The organism is Zymobacter palmae (assembly GCF_003610015.1).
Lineage (GTDB): Bacteria > Pseudomonadota > Gammaproteobacteria > Pseudomonadales > Halomonadaceae > Zymobacter > Zymobacter palmae.
Genome location: NZ_AP018933.1, coordinates 1224895 through 1249802 on the forward strand (window position 1 = coordinate 1224895; position 24908 = coordinate 1249802).

20 protein-coding genes are annotated in these 24908 nt (G+C 54.3%); 18 read left to right on the forward strand and 2 right to left on the reverse strand.

Annotated features, from left to right (window positions below):
• The first annotated feature begins 4 nt into the window (after positions 1–4).
• The 3 genes from ZBT109_RS05410 to ZBT109_RS05420 are packed head-to-tail and all read left to right on the forward strand — an operon-like array spanning position 5 to position 11717.
• On the forward strand, positions 5–10117 hold the full coding sequence (locus ZBT109_RS05410; RefSeq protein ID WP_027705602.1) for a two-partner secretion domain-containing protein: 10113 nt from the start codon (positions 5–7) through the stop codon (positions 10115–10117).
• On the forward strand, positions 10114–10410 hold the full coding sequence (locus tag ZBT109_RS05415; RefSeq protein ID WP_027705603.1) for a barstar family protein: 297 nt from the start codon (positions 10114–10116) through the stop codon (positions 10408–10410). Before ZBT109_RS05410 ends, ZBT109_RS05415 begins: the two co-directional genes overlap by 4 nt.
• Positions 10411–10436: 26 nt before the next feature.
• The gene (locus ZBT109_RS05420; protein WP_170144691.1) at positions 10437–11717 is read left to right on the forward strand and encodes a VENN motif pre-toxin domain-containing protein; all 1281 of its coding nucleotides are present in this window, start codon (positions 10437–10439) and stop codon (positions 11715–11717) included.
• A gap of 9 nt (positions 11718–11726) precedes the next feature.
• Here ZBT109_RS05420 and ZBT109_RS05425 read toward each other — a convergent pair.
• Positions 11727–12529 (reverse strand): IS5 family transposase gene (locus ZBT109_RS05425; RefSeq protein WP_120185336.1). Its coding sequence is split into 2 segments (ribosomal slippage): positions 11727–12199 and positions 12199–12529, totalling 804 coding nucleotides; the frame shifts between segments, so codons are not numbered across the junction.
• Between the two features lie 190 nt (positions 12530–12719).
• On the opposite strand from ZBT109_RS05425, the gene ZBT109_RS05430 reads away from it, so the two are divergent.
• The 15 genes from ZBT109_RS05430 to ZBT109_RS05485 all read left to right on the forward strand — a co-directional run bounded on the left by ZBT109_RS05430 (position 12720) and on the right by ZBT109_RS05485 (position 23970).
• Positions 12720–13040, forward strand: a complete 321-nt coding sequence (locus ZBT109_RS05430; RefSeq protein ID WP_027705531.1) for a hypothetical protein — start codon at positions 12720–12722, stop codon at positions 13038–13040.
• Between the two features lie 114 nt (positions 13041–13154).
• Complete coding sequence (locus tag ZBT109_RS13555) at positions 13155–13466, forward strand: hypothetical protein (protein WP_145984482.1); 312 nt, start codon at positions 13155–13157, stop codon at positions 13464–13466.
• On the forward strand, positions 13463–13666 hold the full coding sequence (locus ZBT109_RS13560) for a hypothetical protein (protein WP_145984483.1): 204 nt from the start codon (positions 13463–13465) through the stop codon (positions 13664–13666). Before ZBT109_RS13555 ends, ZBT109_RS13560 begins: the two co-directional genes overlap by 4 nt.
• Before the next feature lie 4 nt (positions 13667–13670).
• Complete coding sequence (locus ZBT109_RS05435) at positions 13671–14012, forward strand: DUF596 domain-containing protein (RefSeq protein ID WP_169734010.1); 342 nt, start codon at positions 13671–13673, stop codon at positions 14010–14012.
• Positions 14013–14230: 218 nt separating this feature from the next.
• The gene (locus tag ZBT109_RS05440) at positions 14231–14590 is read left to right on the forward strand and encodes a DUF596 domain-containing protein (protein ID WP_027705532.1); all 360 of its coding nucleotides are present in this window, start codon (positions 14231–14233) and stop codon (positions 14588–14590) included.
• Positions 14591–14813: 223 nt separating this feature from the next.
• Positions 14814–15212, forward strand: coding sequence for a hypothetical protein (locus ZBT109_RS05445; protein WP_197714371.1), 399 nt, complete (start codon positions 14814–14816; stop codon positions 15210–15212).
• A gap of 33 nt (positions 15213–15245) precedes the next feature.
• The gene (locus ZBT109_RS13950) at positions 15246–15539 is read left to right on the forward strand and encodes a hypothetical protein (RefSeq protein WP_197714372.1); all 294 of its coding nucleotides are present in this window, start codon (positions 15246–15248) and stop codon (positions 15537–15539) included.
• Positions 15540–15840: 301 nt separating this feature from the next.
• Positions 15841–16956: an aspartate-semialdehyde dehydrogenase gene (gene asd, locus ZBT109_RS05450; RefSeq protein ID WP_027705533.1), complete on the forward strand. Its 1116-nt coding sequence runs from the start codon at positions 15841–15843 to the stop codon at positions 16954–16956.
• A 201-nt stretch (positions 16957–17157) separates the two neighbouring features.
• Positions 17158–18099, forward strand: a complete 942-nt coding sequence (gene truA / locus ZBT109_RS05455; protein ID WP_051523948.1) for a tRNA pseudouridine(38-40) synthase TruA — start codon at positions 17158–17160, stop codon at positions 18097–18099.
• 51 nt (positions 18100–18150) lie between these two features.
• Complete coding sequence (locus ZBT109_RS05460; RefSeq protein ID WP_027705534.1) at positions 18151–18813, forward strand: phosphoribosylanthranilate isomerase; 663 nt, start codon at positions 18151–18153, stop codon at positions 18811–18813.
• Between the two features lie 150 nt (positions 18814–18963).
• Positions 18964–19836 (forward strand): acetyl-CoA carboxylase, carboxyltransferase subunit beta, encoded by an 873-nt coding sequence (gene accD / locus ZBT109_RS05465; RefSeq protein ID WP_051523950.1) that lies wholly within the window; start codon positions 18964–18966, stop codon positions 19834–19836.
• A 30-nt stretch (positions 19837–19866) separates the two neighbouring features.
• Complete coding sequence (folC, locus tag ZBT109_RS05470; RefSeq protein ID WP_027705535.1) at positions 19867–21156, forward strand: bifunctional tetrahydrofolate synthase/dihydrofolate synthase; 1290 nt, start codon at positions 19867–19869, stop codon at positions 21154–21156.
• Positions 21157–21217: 61 nt separating this feature from the next.
• Positions 21218–22075 (forward strand): SPOR domain-containing protein, encoded by an 858-nt coding sequence (locus ZBT109_RS05475; RefSeq protein ID WP_084261845.1) that lies wholly within the window; start codon positions 21218–21220, stop codon positions 22073–22075.
• On the forward strand, positions 22075–22650 hold the full coding sequence (locus ZBT109_RS05480) for a CvpA family protein (protein ID WP_051523953.1): 576 nt from the start codon (positions 22075–22077) through the stop codon (positions 22648–22650). The genes ZBT109_RS05475 and ZBT109_RS05480 overlap by 1 nt, the downstream gene beginning before the upstream one ends.
• A gap of 114 nt (positions 22651–22764) precedes the next feature.
• The gene (locus ZBT109_RS05485) at positions 22765–23970 is read left to right on the forward strand and encodes an O-succinylhomoserine sulfhydrylase (RefSeq protein ID WP_027705536.1); all 1206 of its coding nucleotides are present in this window, start codon (positions 22765–22767) and stop codon (positions 23968–23970) included.
• A 215-nt stretch (positions 23971–24185) separates the two neighbouring features.
• Here the strand turns inward: ZBT109_RS05485 and ZBT109_RS05490 are convergent, their stop codons facing one another.
• The gene (locus ZBT109_RS05490; protein ID WP_027705537.1) at positions 24186–24851 is read right to left on the reverse strand and encodes a glutathione S-transferase family protein; all 666 of its coding nucleotides are present in this window, start codon (positions 24849–24851) and stop codon (positions 24186–24188) included.
• Between the last annotated feature and the right edge of the window lie 57 nt (positions 24852–24908).

The following is a 24908-nucleotide window of genomic DNA, read 5'->3' on the forward strand; positions in this document are numbered from 1 at the left end:
GGCCATGAATAGACATCTCTATCGGATCGTCTTCAACAAGGCGCGCGGGCTTTTGATGGTGGCTGCTGAACGCACGACCAGTCGTACGGCGGCGGCATCTTCACAAGGCGAGCGTCGTTCGATGTCGACGCATGTGCTGCCTACTGCAGTACTGTCCGTGCTCGTAGCAGCCATCGCTGCTGGGGCAGTGCCGCTGGCATATGCCGATATCGTGGCCGACGGCCGTGCGCCCGGGTCGCAGCAGCCCACCATCATCGAGACGGCCAGCGGCCGTCCTCAAGTCAATATCCAGACGCCGAATGCAGCCGGGGTGTCGCACAACGTCTATCGCCAGTTCGATGTGGGTGCCCATGGCGCCATTCTCAATAACAGTCGCCAGGCCGTATCGACTCAGCTGGGGGGCTATGTCGATGCCAACCCTTGGCTTTCCCGCGGGGAAGCCCGGGTCATTCTTAACGAAGTCAATTCACCTACCCCTAGCCAGCTTAAGGGCTGGGTTGAAGTAGCGGGGCGGCGGGCCGACGTCGTGGTGGCGAACCCTTCCGGTATTCACTGTGATGGCTGCGGCTTCATCAACGCGGATCGGGGCATGCTGACCACCGGGCGGCCGATGATGGACGGTGATCGCTTCAATGGAGTGACCGTCGAGCAGGGAACGGTTGCCATTGACGGTGCCGGGCTGGATGCACGGCAGACAAGCCACACCGATATTATTGCCCGTGCCGTCAGCGTCAACGCTCAGGTGCATGGTAGCGATGTCAGCGTTATTACCGGTGCGAACACAGTCGATACGCGTGACGCCCAGCATCCAGTCATCACGCCGATCAAGGGCAAGGGAGAAACGCCCGAGGTGGCATTGGACGTATCTGCTCTGGGGGGCATGTACGCCAATCGCATCGTGATGGTCGGCACTGAGAAAGGCGTTGGGGTGCACAACGCAGGGGTGATCGGTGCCTCAGCGGGTGAAGTGGCCATTACCACCAACGGTCAGTTGGTCAATGCCGGTACGCTGAAAGGGGGGGCGCAGGGCGTCTCGCTGTCAGCGCAGGATGGGGTGATCAACCAAGGGAAGCTGACGTCTGACGGCGGCACGCTGTCGCTCGAGAGTCCTACGCCGTTGCGCAATGAGGGGCAGCTTGTCGCGGGAGGGGATCTGACGCTGGCGGCTCCTGAGATCACGTCCAGTGCGACCAGCGTACTGGCTGCGGGGGTCGATCATGAGGGGCACCTGACACAGCCGGGCAAGATGGTGATTCATGCCCGCGAGCAGGTTGAGGTGCATGGCAAGGTGCTGGCGACCGATGCCGTGACGGCCAGTGCGCCACAGATATCAGCAACGGGGGCACAGATCGCTGCGCATAACGTATCGCTGAACGGTAGGCAAGTTGATACCTCGTCGGCGCGCGTTCAGGCGTCGTCCATGAATGTGGTGGCTGAAGACAGCGTACGCAATCGTCAAGGGCACTGGCAGGCTGAACGGGTCACGGTGACGACGCCAGCGTTGGATAATCAGAGCGGACGTATTGTGCATACCGGTCAGGATGCTTTTAGCATCGCTACCGTTGCTCTCGACAATACCGGTGGTGTGCTGGCCACCACACAAGCCGATATGGCGCTGACGTCTGGTCAGGCGCTAGACAACAATGGTGGGACGCTGTCGAGCCATGGGCAGCTCAGCATTGATGCGCACGGCATCAACAGTACCGGCGGTACGGTCGATGCTGGCGGTGATCTGATGCTAGAGGGTCACGGCAAGGCGGTTGCCACCCGTGGTGGCAGTATGGCAGCGGGGCGTCGGCTCAGCGTGATAGGCGGGGCTCTCGACAACGCGGGGGGGCGGTTGATTGCGGGGGAGCAGATTGACGTCAATACCGATCGCCAGCTGCTGGACAATACCGGCGGTATCATTCAGGCCGATGAAGGTAAGGCTTCGCTGGCGACCGGTACGCTGATCAATGCGAACGGGACTGTTCAGGGCAAAGGGCTGAGCGTGGATACCCACGGCCAGCGTCTCGACAATCACGATACGGCTGACCGTGGGCTGATCAGCCGCGGTGACATGGTGCTTAAGGCGGGGGATGTCGACAGCCATCATGGCCGCATCGGTAGCTTCGGCAACCTGACCTTCACTGCCGCCAACGTGATGAATGACGATGGCTTACTGCAGGCGGGCAAGACGCTGGCACTGACCGCAGAAGAGGTCAGTTCCAGAGCCGGTACGGTGATGAGCCGTGGGGGCGATGCGGAGCTTTCTACTCACGCCCTTGACAACACCGGGGGCCTGATTCAGTCCACCGGTGGTTTGTCGATCGACACGCATGGGCAATCCCTTGATAACCGCTCGACCGCTGACAGAGGGCTGGTGAGTCAAGGGGCCGTGACGTTGGCTTCTGGAACGCTGCAGAACGACAACGGACGAATTGTCGGGTTGGATGCGTTGAACATGCAGGCTGGTGATGTCGCCAACGGGCACGGTGTCATAGAGGCGGCGCGTACAGTAGCGCTGGATACGGCTAGCTTCACCAGCCCGGGCGGACGTGTGGCTGCGGGAGATGCGCTGAGTATCGACACCCACGGGCATGCTTTGACCAACACCGATAGCGGTGATGATGCGGGCATTATGGCCTCTGGCGATCTCACCATTCAGGCAGGTCAAGTCGACAATGCTAATGGCTATCTGGCAGGCCATGGCAAGACCGGTATCGTTGCTAATGTATTGAGTAACGCGGCGGGTACCGTCGTTGGCAATGGCGGGCTGATGCTGTCGACTCAGGCACTTGATAACCGTCATGGCCATCTTCATACACCGGCAGCCCTGTCGGTGGATACGCATGGGCAGTCACTCGACAACCGCGAGGGCACCATTGTTGGTGATCAAGGGCTCCTGCTCGACAGCGGCATGCTTGATAACCGCCAAGGCATCGTCAGCGGGCGGCAGACACTTGCGGTCGACACACACACAGGCGTACTGGATAACCGTCAGGGTCAGCTTATGGCTTCCGGGGCAGTCAGCCTTGAGGGAGGCGAGCTGCATAACGGCGCAGGGCAGATCCAGACTGTCGATGGCGGGCACCTGATCTTCACCCGCGTGCTCGACAATGCCGACGGCGGACTTATCCGAGCCAATGGCACGCTGGCACTGAAAAGTGCGCTCATTGATAACCATGCCACGCGCACTGCCAGTGGGATCGAATCCAATGCATTGACACTCAACGCTGACCGCGTCGACAACCGCAATGGTCTACTCCGGGCGGGCGATGCTCTGGTACTGATACCGACAGTTCAGGTGGATAACCGTGACGGCCTGATTACCGCCAACGGTGCGCTGTCGCTTAAGGGCACGCCAAACACGGTGCTGGAAAATGCCGAGGGTACGTTAATTGGTAACCGTGTCGATGTAGCGGTCGGCAGCCTGCCGCGCGAAGGGCGCCTGTTATCGCAGGGGGATTTGACGCTTGATGTTAAGAACAGCATTGATCATCACGGTGAACTCAAGGCCAATCACGATCTTTCGATCACCACCGAAGGACGCCTCGATAACCACAGCCTCATTCAGGCTGGTGGCGCACTGACGCTCAATGCGCAGGCCATAAGCAACGACCGCGATGGTGAGATGAGCGGTGAACGCGTGTCGCTGTCAGCACGCGATACGCTGACCCACCGCGGCTTGATCGATGGCGACACGGTATTCGTGAAGGCCGGCACTTTCGACAACTTGGGCACCGGGCGTCTTTACGGCGATCACTTGGCTGTATCGGCGACGACCCTCAACAACCTGCCCGATCAAGGAGTCGCGCCAGTAATCGCGGCGCGCGAGCGTCTTGATCTCGCAACCCGGACATTGATCAACCGCGATCACGCGCTGCTTTATAGCCAAGGCGATATGGCCGTAGGCGGCGCGCTGGATGAACAGCAGCACGTTACAGGCAGCGCTGGGCGACTGGATAATCTCAGCGCCAGCATCGAAGCGATGGGCAACCTGTCGCTTGCGGCGGACGAAATCAACAACCGCGACCTACATGTGGTGATGTCTGGCATTTTACAGATAGTGTCGGCAGAACAAGTACATGAGTATCAGCCAGAGGGTGATCCTAATCGTTATAAGGCCGGACCGGCATATGTTGTTAACCATCATGCCAACCGTGACAACCTCGTCTATCCCGGAGGGCGCACTGAGCGGTGGAAGGAATATAAGTACACCCGCTTCATTTCTGAAAATCATATTGAAAAAGATGACCCTTCTGTCATACGCGCAGGTGGCGATATTGCGCTGAAAGCGGCAATGTTCAATGCATATAACAGCAAAGTTGTTGCGGGACAGAAGCTGGTGCTGGATAGCAGTCACATCAACAATATTGATGTGCGAGTTCAAAGGAGAGAAACGGAAGGAGAGCTCGCTTCAACGCTGTCGAGCGGACCAACGTTCAAACCGGGCGAAGTCAGCAGTTACTGGCCGTCAAAGCGCAAAAAAGGGGGGAAAGCGCAGAAAAAGAAAAAAATTGATGATACAAGTAGCTTAACAGCAGGCTATGGCATCTACCAGAAGTCCTATGATGTCGGCCTGAGTACCGTTACCTACAAAAGCATGCAGGTCAGTGTGCCGGAGCAGCGCCTTCTGCCTACCAGTACGCTGGCACCGGTCGCAGCAGATCAGCAAGCCTCACTCCAGCAGGCAAGCTCTCCTTCCCGCAGTGCGGCGTCCGTCCGTACGGCACCGGCTATCACACTGGGTAGCAGCGATGCCGGTCAGCCTGAGCTTCCCGAGACATTGACGGCAGCTGCAGCCCTCAATACGACAAAAGCTTCCACTGCCCCGATCGTTATTCGCACGCTGGCACTTGATACCACGCTGCCGGATAGCGCGCTCTTCACGCCGACCCACGATAGCGATAGCCATTACCTGATTGAGACCGATCCCCGCTTCACCCAGTACAAGCAGTGGCTGGGAACCGACTATATGCGGGAGCGTTTGTCCGAGTCGCCAACCCGAATGCACAAGCGTCTGGGCGATGGCTTCTACGAGCAGCAACTGGTGCGCGATCAGGTGATGCGTCTGACCGGACAGCGCTATCTCGACGGTTTCGACAACGACGATACCCAGTTCAAATCATTGATGAACGATGGTATCGCCTTTGCGAATCGGTATGGTCTGACGCCGGGCGTCGAGCTGTCCGCGGAGCAGATGGCGCTGTTGACCAGCGATATCGTATGGCTGGTGGATCGCAACGTAACACTGGCAGACGGTTCGGTAGAGACCGTGACGGTGCCGCAGGTGTATGCCCACCTGCATGAAGGCGACCTGGCGGGTAATGGCTCGTTGCTGAATGGCCGTGATGTAGCGCTCCAGACCGATACCTTGGTGAATGACGGGCAGATTGCCAGTCGCGAGCGTGCCCGTATCGCCGCGACTGACGTGACCAACAGTGGCACGCTCAGCGGCAACCGCGTTGAGGTCAGTGCGGGCCATGATCTGAGCAATATCGGTGGTCGTATTCAAGGACAGCAGGCGGTCACCTTGGAGGCAGGCCATGACCTGAGCAGTGCTAGTACCTTCAATGAGAGCGCCAAGGAGCGTTATCGGAATCGACAGGCGGGCATTTATACCGAGAGCGACAATGGCGCTTTGACGCTGACCGCGCTCAACAATATCTCACTGACCGCTTCCGAGGTACTCAACGCTGGGGATAACGGCAAGCTGGTGTTGACTGCGGGGAACGATATCGCCCTAGGCACAGAAGCCACCCATGACGGTTACAACTTCGACTTCGGCAAGGGCACTTATTCGCGTGAAGCGACAAGTTCGGAACAAGGCAGTCAGCTGATCAGCAATGGTGAGATCCAGTTGGCCGCGGGTCAGGACATCCGTCTCAAGGCGGCTGACGTATCGGCGCAGCAAGGGATTAGCGTGCAGGCGGGGCGCAACGTTGCGCTAAGTGCTGGGCAGGAAACGGCCGATCTGGTCAATCATACGCATACGGTGCAAAAGGGCACCCTGTCGAAGAAAACCATCGACACTCACAGCGAAGTGCATGATCGCACGGCGCTGGGTACCACACTGAGCGGCGATAGCGTAGTGGTGAGCGCTGGTCAGGACATGCGTATTGAAGCGGGCAATGTGGTGGGCACCCAGAGCATCCAGCTGGCGGCGCTGCATGATCTTGATATCGCCACGGCCACTGAGCAGCGCGACCACCAGACCAGCACTCAGGTCAGCAAGAAAGGGGCGCTGTCAGGCGGACTGGCGAAGACCATCGGTGCATACACTGGCTTCATGTCGGGACCCGCAGGCTGGGCGGCAGGCAAAGTGCTGGGCGAACAGGGGCCGATGAGTAGCAGCAACAGCAGCACGCTCGCCAACGACGCTTCGCTATCCGAAAAAGGTAGCCAACTGCTGAGTCAGGGAAATATCGCGCTCAGTGCCGGGCAGGATGTCACCCTCAAGGCCGCTAGTGTTAATGCCGGGCAAGCTATCAATGTTCAGGCTGGCCGTGACGTAGCGCTAACCACCGCTCAGACCCTCCAAAACCAGAACGTTGAGACAACCTCTTCAAAACAAGGCTGGGCATCCGGCAAGCGTTCCGAGACCCAAAGTATCGGCTACGATCGCACCGCAACAGGCACCACGCTTAGTGGTGATCGTGTAGGCGTCGACGCTGGCCATGACGTCAGTGTGACGGCCGGCAACATCGTAGGCAGCCGGAGCGTGTCGCTGGCGGCGGACAATGATCTGCATGTAACGACAGCAGCAGAGGAACATGACCGCCAGACTTCATCCACTACGAGTAAGAGTGGTGTGATGAAGAGCGGTGTGACCGGCGTCATGGTTGGTAAGAAGCTTGAGCAGCGCACCACAGATAGCCAAGGGGATACGGCGCACGGCTCGACGGTTGGGGCCAGCGAGGGTAATACCACGCTGGTCGCGGGCAAGACCCTGCACGTCCACGGCAGTGACATCGTGACCGGACATGACCTTGCACTGCAAGGCAGTGACGTGACGGTCGACGAGGCGCGCAATCGCTATACCGATATCACCAAAACCAAGACCGAGCAGAAAGGCCTGACGTTGGCGGTGACCGGTATGGTCGGCAGCATGGTTGAAGCGGCGCACGAGCTGAAACAGGTAGCCGAAAGTGATGAGGACGATCGCCTACGGGCGCTGCAGGCGATCAGTGCGGTGCTGAAAGGCGTTCAGGCCGGCCAGAGTGTGCAGGGTGGCCAACAGGGCAGCACCGTCGCGGTCAGTGCCAGCATTGGCCAGCAGAAAACCTCCAGCGAACAGACCCAAACCCAAGATACCACCGCCAGCAGCACGCTTGGCGCAGGCAACGACCTGACCGTGAGGGCACATGGCCAGCAGGGCAAGGGTGACCTCACCATTGTCGGCAGCCAGGTCAAGGCTGTTCATGACATTGCACTTGATGCGGCACGCGATATCGCGTTGGTTTCCAGCCAGGATGTCAGCACCCTGAAAGGCAGTAACAAGAGTGGCGGTGGCAGCCTCGGTGTCAGTGCTGGCGATCGCGGCCTAACCGTCGACGTTGCCGCCAATGCCGGTCGCGGTAAGGAAAAAGGCAATAGTGTTTCGCATGTCGAGGCCACCGTGGATGCTGGGCACGACGTAGCGCTTAACAGCGGACGTGATGCCTTGCTACAAGGGGCTCAGGTTAACGGTGACCGTATCCGTGCCGATATCGGTCGTAACCTGACGTTAAGAAGCGAACAGGATGAAGAGGAATACAACAGTACCCAGACCAGCGTGAGTGGTGGTGTAAGTGCCGGTATCGGGACGGGCGGTGCTCAAGGCAGCATCAGCAACGGCACGATGGACAGTTCGTTCATGTCCGTGAAAGAGCAGTCTGGGCTGTTCGCCGGCAAGGGCGGTTATGACGTCAAGGTAGGGGATCATACCCAGCTGGATGCGGCGGTCATTGGCAGCCGTGCCGAAGCCGACAAAAATCGCCTTGAAACCGGTACGCTGGGCTTTAGCGACCTAGAAAACCAGCTGCACTTCAATGTACAGCAAACAGGGATATCCGGCGGCACAGGCGCGGGTGGCGCGCAGATGGCCATGGGAGCGGCAGCCTCCGCTGTGACCGCCTTGATGGGCAATAATGGTGATGACAGTAGTACGACGCATGCTGCCGTCAGCCAGGGTGATATCCTGATTCGTGATCAGGCACATCAAACGCAAGATATTGCCGCACTCGACCGTGATGTCGAACATGCCGCTAACGCCCTGACCCCGCTCTTTGACAAAGAAAAAGAACAGCAGCGTCTTAAAACGCTGCAAACCGCACAGACGGTGGTTAATCAGGCCATTGACATTGGCGTGTCGTATGGCGAACAACAAGCCTATGAAGCGGCGAAGAACGACCCAGCAGCGCATGCACAAGCGATGGCTGCCGCTGATGAGAAAGTGAAGAGTGGCGCCGAGTTTGGCTACTACAGCGACGCCGATCGCCATCAAGCCGCCTACGACGAAGCACTGAAAAACACCGATGCGTATGCCAATACGATGAAAGACTACGGCATCGGTAGTGACAACCAACTGTGGCTGCAGAGCGGGGCCCATCTTGTTACGGGTCTAGTGGCGGGAAATACCAAGGGAGCCATTGCCTCGGCCGCTGCACCCTGGCTGGCCAAAGGGGTTAAGCAAGCGACCACCGATGGCAAGCCCAGCGAACAGCTGAGCGCCACAGAAACGGCAGTGAATGCACTGGGCCATGCTGTCGTAGGTGGTGCCGTAGCGTCCGTATCGGGCAGTAATGCCAAGGCGGGTGCTGCTGGCGCCGCGGCCGGTGAACTGGCAGCTCACGTTGCTGCCCATGTCATCGCCGATGGCAAACCCACGAGTGAACTGACCCAGAGCGAACGCGAACGGATCAGCCAGTGGGGGCAAGTGGCCGGCGGCGTTGCGGGTGGTCTAGCGGGCGGCGGAATCAACCGCGCGGCCGAAATTGGCGCAGGGGCGCAGGCGGGTAAAAATGCGGTAGAGAATAACCGCCTAACACTGCCACAGATGAAGCGGTCTGCTGATGAATTGGCAGAGTGTATGGCGAACTACGGCTGCTCTACGGCCGATGTGATGGCCAAGTGGGCAAAAATTGCCATAGAGCAAGAACTGGAGTACCAAAAAGGTAATTTCAGTGCTCCGAAGGAGTACGCCAAAGATATTGCTATTCCCTTGTGGGAAGCCGCTAATCATCCGGTCGACACTATAGGAAATGCCTGGACGTACACGACAGACGCTTTAGTACACCCGATTGAGAATTGGGACAAGCTGAGCTCCTTTAAGTTTATCACCGACCCCTCTGAGCTTATAACTAAATCTATACAGGCACGCGTTGAGAACATTGGCCGTTATTATTTTGGTAACGGTGGTAAAGAAGCTTCCTACAATGCCGGTGTAGAGTCCGGTAAGCTTGCGATTGACGTAGGTTCTCTCTTTATTGGTATAGGGGAAGTTGGTGGACTTAGAGCGGGTGCGGCTGGCGTAGAAAAAGCAGCTTCTGCTGCAGAGAGAGTTGGCCTTGAAAGTGCAGAAACTGCTGCTAACGCAGCTAAAGCGGACAGAATAGCCGCAGAGGCTTCTATAGCGACAGGCTCATCGCCCAAGATTACTATTACTGGAACTGAGCCTGTTAAATCGTTGGCTAATAGTGCATCTGTAGCTAAACATGACTCTTCTGTAGCGGTGAATTATGTTTCGGCTGAGCAAGCCGCACGTGCAAGATCTTCTGCGAATTATAAAGGTTTAAATTTTGACCTTGAGACAATAGAAAAAGCAAACGATGTTGTGGATTCGCTTAAAAATACGGGAGAATTACCTTTGCAATATATAACCAAACATGAAGCTAAGTTAAATGGATGGAGTAGTGGTAAAGCTGTAGGTAATACAAATCCAGGAAAACAATTAGGAGGGGATATATTTCGGGATGATCATGATTTGCTTCCAAAAGCATTAGGGCGGGAGTGGAGAGAGGTTGATATTGGTATAAATGAGAATATGAAGAGGTCAAAACAGCCTGGAACTAGGCTTGTATATTCTAATGATGGTTTGTTGTTTATAACAACAGATCACTATAAATCTTTTTACAGTATAGGCGAATGGAAATGATTAATCGAGCTGAAATAGATGGGAAATTTATTAAAAATGAAGCAGAGTTTTATAAAAGATTAGCAGAGCAAATAGATTTTGGCGTGGGATATGGATATAATTTGTATGCATTTAGAGATCGGCTAGAATGTGATCTAGAAAGACCTGTTGAAATTGTATGGAAAAACCATGATATTTCTAAGATATTGATGGGGAAAGATTATGAAATAATAATAAAGGTAATGAGTGATATTCAAGAAGACGATAAATTGTTTTATCCGGAAGGAAAACGTTTTGTTTATTTATTAGAATAAGGTATCAAGCAAGCGACTACCGGTCAGTGGCAAGTGGCAAATCCAGCGAACAGCTGAGCGCCACAGAAACGGCAGTAAACGCCTTGGGCCACGCGGTAGTGGGTGGTGCGGTGGCGTCCGTGTCCGGCGGTAATGCCAAGGCGGGTACTGCTGGCGCCGCGGCCGGTGAACTGGTGGCCCATGTCGCCGCTCATGTGATCGCCGATGGCAAATCCACGCAAGACTTGACCCAGAGCGAACGCGAACGGATCAGCCAGTGGGGGCAAGTGGCCGGCGGCGTTGCGGGTGGCCTAGCAGGCGGTGGAAGCAACCACGCGGCCGAAGTCGGTGCCGGGGCACAGGCGGGTAAAAATGCGGTGGAGAATAACCGCCTAACACTGCCACAGATGAAGCAAGTCGTAGATGAACTGGCAGATTGCATAGCAGATTACAGCTGCTCTATGCCTGAGGTGACGGCCCAGTGGACGAAAACTGGGCTAGAGCAAGAGCTGGAATACCAAAAAGGCAATTTCAGCGCTCCGAAGGAGTACGTCAAAGATATTGCTATCCCCGCGTGGGAGGCCGCTACGCACCCGGTCGATACCGCAGGAAGCGCATGGACGTACACGACAGACGCTTTATTACACCCGATTGAAAATTGGGACAAGCTGAGCACCTTTAAGTTTATCATCGACCCCTCTGAGCTTATAACTAAACCTATACAGGCACGCGTTGAGAACATTGGCCGTTATTATCTCGGTAACGGTGGTAAAGAAGCTTCCTACAATGCCGGTGTAGAGTCCGGTAAGCTTGCGATTGACGTAGGTTCTCTCTTTATTGGTATAGGGGAGGTTGGTGGACTTAGAGCGGGTGCGGCTGGCGTAGAAAAAGCAGCTTCTGCTGCAGAGAGAGTTGGCCTTGAAAGTGCAGAAACTGCTGCTAACGCAGCTAAAGCGGACAGAATAGCCGCCGAGGCTTCAATAGCGACAGACTCATCGCCTAAGGTTACTATTACCGGAACTGAGCCTGTAAAATCATTGGCTGAAAAAGAAGCACTAGAGAGAATAAAAGAAAATGTTAAAAACACTCATAATCTAAGCGAGAAGAGTGAAAATAATATTTATCATAGGCAGTTGATAAAAAATGCAGAATCCGTTCCGTCAACAGCAAAAAATAATCAGTCGGCACACCCACGTGATATTAATGAAAAGATATTATTTCAATTTGTTGAAAGTGATCTGGCGGGAGGCAACCCTCTTTTTGGATTAAATAATGACCCTAGATTTCCTGCAAAAGCAGGGTTTCAAAAAATGGAGGCCAAACACTAAGAAGCTGTTTCAAAACCCCAACATCAGCTTCTTAAAACAGATCATGGCACATCGCAGCAACGTGAAGGCGCAGTAAATATCGAGTCGGCGTTCGTACCGAACGGCTAGCCGTTTAGCGTGATTGAGCCATGCAAAAGTGCGTTCTACCACCCAGCGGTGCCTGCCTAGCCTCGTACTACTGTCCTTGCCGCGGCGCGCTATCCGCGGACTGATACCTCGAACAACACAGGCTTCTCGACAACGCTCGTAGTCATAGGCTTTGTCAGCGTGCAGTTTGTTCGGGCGATGCCGAGGGCGGCCGCGAGTGCCTTGCAGCTTAGGTATCGCTTCCAGTAACGCCGTCAGCGGAACGCTATCGTGCATGTTCGCACCAGAAAAAAGCACTACCAACGGTACGCCATTGCCATCCGTCAGCAGATGACGCTTGCATCCCAAACGTCCTCTATCGGTGGGATTAGGGCCTACGGCAGATCCCCTTTTTTCGCCTTTACGGATGAGCCATCCACGCAGGCGCGTTCCCAGTCGATGCGATCTGCCAGATGCAGGCGGTGTAACAGCTCATGATGGAGTTGTTGCCAAACGCCAGCCTCATGCCACTTTTTCAGCCGTCGCCAACAGGTGGGGCCGGAGCCAAACCCTAGAGAAGTAGGCAGATGTCGCCAAGGAATCCCTGTCATCAGTACGAACAAGATGCCAGACAGCGCTTGTCGGTCAGATACACGAGGCCTTCCTCCGCGAGGGTCTGGCGTGTGCTCGGGGAGAAGAGGTTGGATGATATACCAGAGTTCGTCAGGAAGTAGTGAAGTAGCCATGCAGTGAGACTTTTAGGCAACATGATTTTTTTCAAGGGGTTTTGAAACACTTTCTAAATGCCGGATGGAAAAACAATTGCGATTCATTATTAATATAATCGGATTTCGGAGAAAGCGTATAATATAAAAGCTACTAGTAAACCTCAGAGTGTCTTACAGCCAGGACCATCTATAATTGGAGGGGAAAAAATTGAAAGCCCGATTGTTAAATAGTGGGAAAGTTGTTGATGCCTTTGCTATATATGTAATTGATGGGAAAAAAATGTTTTTGCTGTTTCCTAAAGGTCATGGAGGATTAATATCTTTTTTAGATGATGAGTTGGATATTGTTGATGGCTCTTTTAATTCTAGGTACGTATACTATAAAAATGACGGTGGGTGGGGCGTTTTTCATTGGTCTCTTATTGAAAAAGAGTTGTTGGATGATATATTGGAAAATGATGATGAAGCATATCATGATTTTTTGAAAATATTGAAGGAGGAGCGCTTGGTTGCTGAAGACTTTTATTAATTTTAGAGTGCCGCAAACCTAACTCGTACAGATCATTATTGATTATACCATCGGTATAAAAATGCAAAGGTGAATGCTGCGAGTGCTGCCTTAAGAGAATGGGCCACGTACGTCGTGTCCAGTTCTCTTAAGGCAAGTAAAAATTCTGTAACAACAGCAAAGTCAAGTTTAACTATTATTACTCAAGCTGAACCTCTTAGGTGTTTGATTTGGCTTGGTGAAAACTTGGCTCAGCAATCAGTGTCATCCCACACGCCTTCTTGGCCAGAGATGCGTGCTCAGTTTGAGGATAAAAAGTTACCTCCTACAGACTTCAAAATGACAGTAAATGGAAAGGTTCTCGGTTCTATATCTGATCCAGGTAAAAGAGCTGCTATCTTCAAAGTGGGTGAAAAAAAGATGTTGAAGATATATTTAAGGCTATGACAGGTGCCACAGAAATGCCTGAGCCTATTCTTACACCAAAAGGAATTATTTATAGGTATGCTTTGGAATATGGTACTAAAGTTGCGCTCAGAAATTTTGCAAAAAGTGATACTGGTGCGCAGTGGACATTAGATTTTGCAAAAATTCCTGATACAAAAGTTAGCAGAATGGAAATAAAATTGGTGATAGATGATGAATGATGGAATGATGTACGAAGATATTATAAAAGACAGTTTTGGTTTTAATATTGGATCAATATGGGATTATGTTTGCGATGAGTTTCAATGCTTTTCTTATGAAGAAAGAATTGAAGAGTTTTCAAACATACTTGAAAAAACAATGAGAAGTGGGATTTTAAAGCTTGCTAATTCTGGAGAGTTTCTTGAAGGATCTATTGATGATCAAGTTAAAAAATTCAAGGAAAGTTTTCCTGATAAAGAAGAAGATCTTTTTGAGTTCTTTTTTGGTTTAGACGTAGACGGAAATATTTGGGCTCCTGGGGGGGGGGGTTGGATATGTAACGATGGCGACGAAATATGGACTTAATGACTTTTAACCTAACCTTCTTATGTTAATAGAAAAATAAGAATATTGTTGATCCTGGGCCAGCTTAAGCACCGCTATTGGATTGGTGTTAAAAGGACACGATGGGGCTTCACTCATCACGTGAAGGAGCAGTTTGGGCTGTACAGAGTAAAGTCAGATACCACTATAATTGATAGCTGTGTCAAATCCAACAGAGATTGCCTCAAGGACATTTGTCTATGACTGATGCTGTATTGGAATTTGTAGAAGAAATATTAGAAGTGAGTTTTGGATTTGATATTGATGCAATATGGTATAATTTGGAAGCACGGCGTCCAGATTTAAGTCATTATGAGAAAATAGAAACTTTTTGTTATATATTAAAAGTGGCCATGGAGAAAGGGATTTTAAAAATAGCAAGTGACGGTGTTTTTTTGAAAGGAAGTCCTTCAGAAATATCTGAAAGATTTAAATCGTCTTTTCCTGCTAGTGAAGATAAAATGAGCGACGATATGTTTTGCTTCGATATTGATGATAATTTTTGGACTCCAGGAGGTGGTGTTTGGATATGCGACGATGGTGATGAAATTTGGACGTGATAATATTTATAGCAATACACAAAAGTATTTTGTTATCTGATTTTGTTCTTTAATAATTTTTATTTTGTTGTTGCTTTATTGTCTGAAACTTTCACAGATTGCTACCTGTGCTGATGCATGAGATGGTTTTTTAATCCAAATGTTGGCGATCATGTCAATAGTCTATAGTAAATGTAAGTACTGAATATTTAGACGTTCGACTGATTATAAAGGAATCAGAAGCATGAGCTTGAGTGAAGACTGGGAACCCGGGTTCGGGGCAATTTTTACCTGGTTTGCGATGGATAAGTTTGGTCGAATTGCTGTAATGGTAAACAATTGTTGGGGGGATATACCAAAGGTATTGCTATCAACGCCATATATAGATTACTGGCTGGATAATATAAGTGAATATTTATGGGAGGAATCTAAAACATATGTGAATTATCCAAAAGACAAGAATGGAGATTTTTTTGTTGATCTGTATTCGGCATGGATGATTGGTAATAAAATGACGCGGGATGAATTTGTACAGAGTTGCAGGGACTCTCTAGAGGATATGGGACACTACAGTGATACAAATATAGCGGTTAATAAAGGGATCTTTATGTACTTTGGGGTGGAAGGTTGTCGCGAAGGTTAAGATTATGCTGTTGGTTATATCGGAAAAACAAAAATGGGGGACTATTATCGACAATTAGTGCCCACCCTCTATGGTTCTATCGATGATTTTCCCGAAGAGTTGAGCGCTATCGTAGCTGTTTCAGATAGTGTGGACTTTACCAAGGATAGAGTACTTGATAATGATAAAATAAACGATTATTTTCCTGCAAAATATGATAGAGATATACATGCTGAAATGGTAACGAATAATTTTGATAAAAAACAAAAGCTGAAATATTTTAATAAGATAAAAAAGAAATGCATAAGCGCCTTTTGGAGTGTATGCAAAAGCAGGATGCTAAAATAAGTCTGTGTAGCTCGACCTGAAGGTCAATGCTACTCACTTTTCCCGATTTTCTCCATCGATTCTTGTGCTTTCAGTAGTCCGTTACCCTCTTCGTAACACGTCCAAACGACAATAGAAAAGCGCTGTCGGAAGTGGCAGTATGAAGGGTATGGACAGAAGGCCTTGTGCCAGCGCGCTATCGGGAACGGAAGCGGCCGCTGACAGCAGGGCTGTCTCTGCCTCCAGCACTTATCAATAATAATGCTGCGCTACGCAGCTCATGATGATCGGGCGAACAGGACATAAAACGGAGATGGCGAACATGCTTAAGGTAGGACTGGTCGGGTGGCGTGGCATGGTAGGGTCCGTGCTAATGCAGCGTATGCAGGAAGAGCAGGACTTCCGTGATATCGAACCTACCTTCTTTTCTACCTCTCAGGTAGGCATCGAAGGGCCGGTAGTCAATGGTAAGACAACCGGCGAACTGAAAGATGCCTTCGATCTAGAGCAGCTTGCCGATCAGGACGTCATCATTACCTGTCAAGGCGGCGACTACACCAAGGCCGTTCACGATGCGCTGCGTGAGCAGGGGTGGACCGGTTACTGGATCGACGCGGCTAGCACCATGCGCATGCGCGACGATGCCGCCATTATTCTCGACCCGGTCAACCGTGCGCTGATCGACCGTCGCCTTGAAGAAGGCCGCCGCACCTTTGTCGGCGGTAACTGTACCGTTAGTCTGATGCTGATGGGGCTAGGTGGCCTATTCGAAAAAGGGTGGATCGAATGGATGACCTCCATGACCTACCAAGCTGCATCAGGTGCCGGTGCGCGCCATATGAAAGAGCTGCTTAACCAGATGGGCTATCTGCATGATGCGGTTGCGGAAGGTCTGAATGATCCGGCGCAGAGCATGCTGGACATCGACCGCGACGTTACCGCTGCACTGCGCAGCGATGCGATGCCGACCGAGCAGTTCGGCTATCCGCTGGCGGGCAGCCTACTGCCATGGATTGACAGTCAACTTGAGAACGGCCAGAGCCGTGAAGAATGGAAGGGTGGTGCTGAAACCAACAAGATCCTGGGTTATGCGCCGAATACTGTTCCTGTCGATGGCCTGTGCGTGCGTATCGGCAACATGCGCTGTCATGCACAGGCATTCACCATCAAACTGAAAAAAGATATCCCGCTGGCGGATATCGAAGCGGCTATTCGCGATTACACCCCGTGGACTAAGCTGGTACCGAATGATAAAGAAGCCACGCTACAAGATCTGACGCCAACGGCCGTTGCCGGTACACTGACAGTGCCTGTTGGTCGCCTGCGCAAGCTGAACATGGGCGGGGAGTACCTGTCGGCATTCTCCGTTGGTGACCAGCTGCTGTGGGGTGCGGCTGAACCGCTGCGTCGCATGCTGCGCGTGATCGCTGACCGTTAAGGCTTATCTTGTGCGGTAGTAAGGATGAGGGAGGAGGCTTCGGCCTGCCTCCCTCATTGCGTCATGGGCGCTTGTGCTTGCCTAAGCGTTGCCCAGATAATGAGCGCTTTATCATGCACCGTTTTTTCCTCTTCTTGGCTATAGCGATAGCCATAGAGGTCGGCGGTGTCATCATTTCACGGAACGGGAAGTTATCGGTTCATGTCGTTGTTTACCTTGCTTGATGAACACCATCCACGCGCAGGCCGCTTTGCCATGGGAATCGAGTACGATGGCTCACGGTACTATGGCTGGCAGCGACTGAAAGAGGGGCCTTCCGTTCAGCAGGCGCTGGAAGAGGCATTGGCGCGCGTCGCGCGTCAGCCTATCGAAGTGTTTGCCAGTGGGCGTACGGATACCGGTGTGCACGCGACTCGTCAGATCATCCATTTCGATACTCCCGTGGCGCGTACGCAGAAGGCGTGGGTGATGGGGGGGAACGCCAACCTGCCTGCCGATGTACGCATTCAGTGGGCGGTGCCTGTCTCTGATGATTTCCATGCCCGTGCCACGGCCACTGCGCGTCGCTATCGCTACCTCATCTTCAACAGCAGCATGCCGCCTGCACTGGGGCATGCCACGATGACATGGCATCGCACACCACTAGACGAACAGCGAATGCATGCAGCGGCACAGGCGTTGGTGGGCGAACACGATTTCTCGGCGTTCCGAGCCGCACGTTGCCAGTCCAGCACTCCATGGCGTCACGTGCATTTCGTTGACGTGACGCGACATGGGCCACTGATCGTCGTGGACGTGCAGGCCAATGCCTTTCTTCATCATATGATTCGCAATATCGTGGGCGTACTGCTGGCCATCGGTGACGGTCGCCGTACCGTAGAATGGTGCGCACAGGTGCTGGCGTCGCGTGACCGCACTCAGGCCGGCATCACCGCGCCTCCACAGGGGTTGCACTTCGTCGACGCGCGCTTTGCGGGCAAGGATGTCCTGCCCGAAACCCCGCTTGGGCCCACGCCGCTGCTGTTTCTTGGCGAGTGGACAGGTGAGCGGGAGGTGCCAATTGGTGAATACCTACGCACGACCGCGCGCATGCAGCGCCACGGACTGGGAGAGGTACCTGCAGCAAGCTGTGATGACAAGTGATGTTTGTGTGGCGTGCGGATACGGGCACCATGGCATAAGGAAAGAGACACTATGACGGATTCTGGAAAAAGCGTGGTGGCTCAGCGCACTCGCCTCAAGATCTGCGGTCTAACCCGCCGAACGGATATCGATGCGGCCATCGCGGCAGGTGCGGATGCTATCGGTTTCGTGCTCTGGGAAGGCAGTCGTCGTGCAGTGACGGCTGAACAGCTGGCACGATTGACCAACCGGCTTCCTCCCTTTGTGTCGCGTGTCGGCCTGTTCGTTAATGCTTCTGCGCAACAGGTCGAACAGTGCTTGCCTTGGTTGGATGTTCTACAGTTTCACGGAGATGAATCTCCGCTAGACTGTGCGACTTTTGGCGTGCCGTGGTTCAAGGCGCTGCGCATGAAGCAAGGCCTTGACCTTGCTGAACAGGTCGAACGCTATGCGCAGGCCAACGCCTTACTGCTGGATGCGTGGGTGCCGGATATGCCCGGCGGTACCGGTCAGCGTTTCGACTGGCAGCGCATTCCTGCCGCGCTGGCACCTTCCATCATTTTGGCGGGAGGGTTGACGGCAGATAACGTCGGGGCCGCCATTCATCAGGTCGGACCCTATGCTGTCGATGTTTCTGGCGGAGTGGAATCTGGGCCGGGAACCAAGTCAGTAGCGGCCATGCAAGCGTTTGCCAACGCCGTGCGGCAGGCCGATGCCACCCGATTGCCAGCGTGATCGGCATCAAGCGGCTACCCAATTGGGGCCGGAGACCGTTACAATAGCGCACAGTGTCTCACACGCTATTCTTGTTTTTCGCCATTTAAGAGGTCGTTTCCTCTGGCGAAAGACCAAACTCGTTTCAATGATCTAGGACGCCTTTCGCTCATGAGCTGGCTGGATAAAATTGTCCCTTCGATGGGGCGCACCAAGCGCGCTGATCGACGCTCCAATATTCCTGATGGCCTCTGGCACAAGTGCCCGAGCTGTGAAGCAGTTCTGTATCGTCCGGAACTCGAACGTCACGATAACGTATGTCCGAAATGCGATCATCATTTGCGCATGTCGGCACGCAAACGTCTCAACTGGTTTCTTGATGAAGACGGACGCGAAGAGATCGCAGCAGACCTGCTGCCGATCGACCGCCTGAAATTCAAGGATTCTAAGCGCTATAAGGATCGCCTGAGTGCGGCCCAGAAGAACACAGGCGAGAACGATGCGCTGATCGCCATGCGTGGTCGTCTGAACGGTCTGGATGTCGTGGCCGTGGCTTTCGACTTCAGCTTCATGGGGGGGTCCATGGGGACGGTTGTCGGTGAGAAGTTCGTCCGTGCTGCCGAGCGTGCCTATGAAGAACGCATTCCGCTGGTCTGCTTTGCGGCGAGTGGCGGTGCACGTATGCAGGAAGGACTGTTCTCGCTGATGCAGATGGCTAAAACCTCTGCGGTCATCGAAAAGCTGAAAAGCGCAGCGGTACCGTTCATCTCCGTTCTGACCGACCCGGTCTTCGGTGGGGTTACTGCATCCTTGGCGATGCTGGGTGACATCAATGTGGCCGAACCTAAGGCACTGATCGGTTTCGCGGGTCCTCGCGTCATCGAGCAGACCGTACGCGAGAAGCTGCCTGAAGGTTTCCAGCGCAGTGAGTTCTTGCTCGAACACGGTACGGTCGACATGATCGTTCACCGCGGTGAACTGCGCGATACGCTTGAACGCATGATGCGCAAGTTCGTTCATGCGCCAAGCCGCAAGCAGGCCTGACGTTTAGTCGGGACGGAGGGGGGAACTGTAATGACGCTGGATCAATGGTTGACGCTTCTTGGGCGTCAACACCCTGTTGCAATCGATCTCGGGTTGGAGCGTTTGACCACGGTAGCGGAGCGTCTGTCGTTGACTGGCCGTCCGCTTGCACGTCATGTCGTGACTGTGGCGGGTACCAATGGCAAGGGGTCGACGGTTGCGATGGTCGATGCTATTGCTCGTGCCCATGGGCTGAGCAGCGGTACCTACAGTTCCCCTCATCTACGTCGCTACAATGAGCGCGTGACCGTTAAAGGTCAGTATGTCACCGATGATCAGTTGGTGGCGGCTTTCGAACGTATTGAAGCAGCACGCACTCAGCCTGGCCTGCCGGAAGTTAGTCTGACCTACTTTGAAGTGGGCACGCTGGCGGCGGCGTTGATCTTCCAAGAGGCGGCATTGGACGTCGTAGTGCTGGAAGTCGGTCTCGGCGGCCGTCTTGATGCGGTCAATATCTTTGATGCCGATGTGGGGGTTGTCACCACTATCGGTATCGATCATGTTGAATATCTCGGTAGCGATATCAATGCGATCGGGCGAGAGAAGGCGGGTATCTTCCGGCGGGGTGCTGGGGCCGTGCTGGGCAGTAGTGATCTGCCTGCTTCGGTGCGCGAGGTGGCCGAGCACTGTGGCGTGGGCACTCTGCGCCAGCTGGGTGAATCCTTTGTCCGCACTGATGCTGTTGATGGGCATTGGTCGTGGTCAGGGCACGATGCGAAAGGCAACGACGTCGAACTTGTCGCGCTACCCGATCCGCATCTGCCACTGGATAACGCCGCGTCGGCTATTCAGGCAGCCTGGCTGGCGTTTGGCCCGCTATCGGCCGAACGGGTCGCACGCGCGCTGTCCTCACTTGATATGCCGGGGCGTCTGCAGTGGAAAGGGCCGTGGTGCCTAGACGTGTCGCATAACCCCCACGCGGCTGCCTATGTTGCCCGTTATTTTAAGGCTCGTGAACGTCAGGGCACCGTGCCCGCACGGCGAGTGGCCGTACTGGGCATGTTGGGCGATAAAGATCCCGATGGTGTGATCGAACAGCTGCAGTCCGTCATTTCTGAATGGATTGTGGTCTCGTTAGCCGGCGATCGTGCACGCGATGCCGATACGCTGGTTGCCGCTGTGAAGCGTCATGGCGGCCACGTACTGGCACGCTGTGACACGGTCGATCAGGCCATGCATTACTGTGAAACATTGCAACCTTATGCCGATGAACGGCTGGTGTGCGGTTCGTTCTTGACCGTAGCAGCCGCACTGGACTATCTGGATGCACAGTCGGAATGATGGGGTAGGTGCCCGTGATGAGCCACTGCCCGCAAGGAAACCATGACACGAGGATGTGTAAATGAAGTACGGGATGCGTGAACGAATCAGTGGCGGCATCATCCTGGTCGCCATAGCGGTTATTCTGGTGCTGATCTTCTTTGGAAGACCCGGACACCACAAGGAAGATGCGGCGGCACCGGACGTCTCCTTCAATCAGCAGCCGATCAATGGTTCACCGGCCAATGATCAGCCGCTGACGCTGCCTGCGGATGCGTCCGCTGCACCTAATGCGGTGGATCAAGCGCCGACCGATGGTGCGGTACCTGCTCTGGATCAGCAGAATGGTTCGGCTGTCGTCAATCCGATCACGCCGGCACCAGCTGCGCCGCAGCCTATCCAGACCAATCTGCAGCCTGCTCCTGTCGTGCCTGCTGCCCCTGCTCAGCCCGCTGTGCAGCGCCCGGCCGCTCCGGTACCTGCACAGGCGCGTCCAGCCGCGCCTGCTCCCAGCAAACCTGCGCCTCAGCCTGTACATAAAGCAGACAAGCCTGCTGCAGCACCTGTTGCGCCTAAAGCAGAAAGCAAGCCCGCTAAGTTGGCGTCCAGTGACCCGATCATGAATGCGGCTCAACGCCCCGAAGCACGCCCTGCTCCAGCGGCTGCGCCTGCCAAACCGGCGGCTCCGGCTCCCAGCGCTGCCGTGCCGACCGATGGTTGGTCCGTTCAGGCGGGCAGTTTCGGTAACAACGACAACGCTCAGCGTTTGATCCAGCGTCTGGCGCAGAGCGGCTTCAAGGCCTACACGCTCAAGCGTGATCCGAACACGGTCGTACTGGTCGGCCCGTTCTCTACTTCGCAGGCCGCCGAAGAAGCGCGTACGCAGATGCAGCAGCGTGCGGGTACCAATGGTCTTGTTGTACGTAACGGCAAGCACTGATGGCGTTGACGGGTTTTGATTGGTGTTTCATTGCCATTGCCGGTTTTTGTACGGTAATGGGATTGCGTCGCGGTCTGATTCATGAAGGGCTGGGGCTGCTGGTATGGGCGGTTGCCTTTCTGGCCGCCAACCACTATTGCGGTGTTCTGGCCCCTCATCTGCCCGCGATGTTTGCTTCTGAGGAGCTGCGCTTGATCGTTGCCTTCGCCGCTCTGATCATCGGCTGTGTACTGGTGGGCGGCTTTATCGTCCGCACGCTGAAGTCGATGATCGACTGGGCTGGAATGGGGGGCTTCAATCATGTGTTGGGTGCAGTGTTCGGTGCGCTGAAGGCAACCGCTATTCTTGTGCTGTTGAACGTCGTTATTCCAATGACGCCTTTCGGGCAGATGAGTGGTTGGCAGCATTCCATTTTGCGGCCCACTATTGCTCAGGCACAAGGGGTGTTGACCGGTCGCCTAGGAACGCTGTTGCGCCAAGCGTTCGATGAGCACGTATTGCCTGCTGCACGCAAAGCGGAAGAGGCGGGCACTCAGGCTGCCTCTGAAATTATCAAGCCGCGACTGCAACACTGACGGACAACAACCGTCGGATCATGGTACGCTCAGCCCTTGTCTCTTTAGCCGGAGACAGGGGTTTTTTATCGCCTATTGCCGATCTTGCACACAGAACGGGAGGCTTTGCCGCCAATGAGCACGTATGACCATTCCGAATGGAGCGCAGAAACGGCTGCTATTCGCGCCTTTCATCAGCGCACCCACGAACAGGAGCACGTTGATCCCCTCTACATGACATCGAGCTTTGTCTATGGCAGCGCTGCTGAAGCCATGCGCAAATTCTCCGGGGAAGAAGAAGGCAATGTCTACGCGCGTTTCCATAACCCGACCGTGCAGCTGTTCGAAAAACGGTTGGCCGCGATGGAAGGCGGTGAGCAGTGTGTTGCAACGAGTTCCGGTATGTCGGCGATCCTGTCACTGGCGCTTGGATTGTTGAAAAGCGGTGATGAAATACTGGCGTCATCCGCACTGTTTGGCTCCACGGTGGGGTTATTCCGCAACTACCTCGAGAAATTCGGTGTCGGTATCCGCTTTATTTCGGCTACTGAGGTGGTCAATCCCGAAGCGTGGGAAAAAGCGATTACGCCGCAGACGCGACTGTTGTTTGCAGAAACGCCGTCTAATCCGCTGGCAACGCTGATCGACATTCGTGCTGTTGCGGATGTTGCTCATCGTCATGGTGCGCTGCTGGTCATCGACAACTGTTTCTGCACCCCGGTGCTTCAGCAGCCGCTGGCCTTGGGGGCGGATATCGTAGTGCATTCCGCGACCAAGTACATTGATGGTCAGGGCCGAGCTATCGGCGGTGCCGTAGTGGGGCGGCGCGAGCACATGCAGGATATCTTCAACGTTGTACGTACCTGTGGTCCGTGTCTCAGTCCGTTTAACGCATGGCTGTTCACCAAAGGGCTTGAAACGCTATCGCTGCGCATGAAGGCTCACTGTGAACAGGCGGCGGCACTGGCTGAGTGGTTGGAAGCCCATCCTGCGGTCGCCAAGGTGTACTACTGTGGCCTGCCGAGCCATCCTCAGCACGAACTGGCCAAGCGACAGCTGCGAGCTTTTGGTGCTGTGGTCGGCTTCGAGGTGCACGGTGGTCGTGATGCCGCATGGTCCGTGATCGACAGCACTCAGATGCTGTCCATTACAGGTAATCTGGGTGATGTACGTACAACGATCACCCATCCCGCCACGACGACGCACGGCAAGCTGACCCTTGAACAGCGTGTTGCCGCAGGTATTGAGGAAGGGCTGATCCGTGTATCGGTTGGTCTGGAAGGGCTTGACGATATCAAGCGTGATTTGGCGCGAGGGCTGGATGCCTTGGCTGCGTGCTAAGTCCGTGCCTGCATAAGCGTTCGCGCCTGTGCAAGAGAAAGTGCGCCCGAGCTTGGCCTGGAGCACCGTGCCTTGTTAGGGGAATGAACGTTGCGTTCATAATCATGATATGAAAAGGGCTATCGGGTTCGGGTGGCAGATACGCTGTGCTACTGTCAGAACGCTATGAAGAATGCCAGCGCACGCGCTGGCACTCGTGTATCTGGGGGGCAGGCCTAACGGCGGTCGTCAGCTTCCGCTTCGGCCTCTGCTTCAGCACGGGCATCGCGTTCACGCTGCACCGCACGCACATAGGCGGGGCGAGACAGGCAGCGAGAGAGATAGTGCAGCAGCTCGGCGGGAAGCACATAACCGCGTTTGTCGGCCAGCATCAGCGTATGGCTGATCATGATGTCTGCGAGGCTGAATTGATCGCCGACCAGCCATTGCTGCGAAGTAGGATCGAAGCGGTGCAGCAGCGTTTCGACAGCGGCTTGAAACTCCCATAGGGCTACGCCAAGGATCTCGGGAACGCGCTTGTCTTCCGGCAGTACGCGCGTGTGTTTGGCCTGCAGTGACAGCGGCTGTTCCAGCTCGCCCAGCGCGAAGCAGACCCACTGATCGACCAGGCCCTGATTCATGGCGGAAACAGGTTTGAGCGTGCCTTGGCCGTACACGTCGACTAGGTAGCGGCAAATGGCGCCTGACTCAAAGAGGAAAGAGCCGTCTTTTTCCTCTAGGACCGGCACCTTGCCGCCCGGATGACGTACCAAATGGCGCAGCGTGCGGCCTTCACCACGGCGAATATCGACGTGAACGCAGCGATAGTCCAGGCCGATTTCTTCGGCTGTCCAGACCGTGCGCAGAGAACGACTGAATGGATAGGTGTAAAGCGTAAGCATCGCAGTGCTTCCTTCATGGCAGATGAATGAGCACCAGCGGTACCTTGACGACATGCG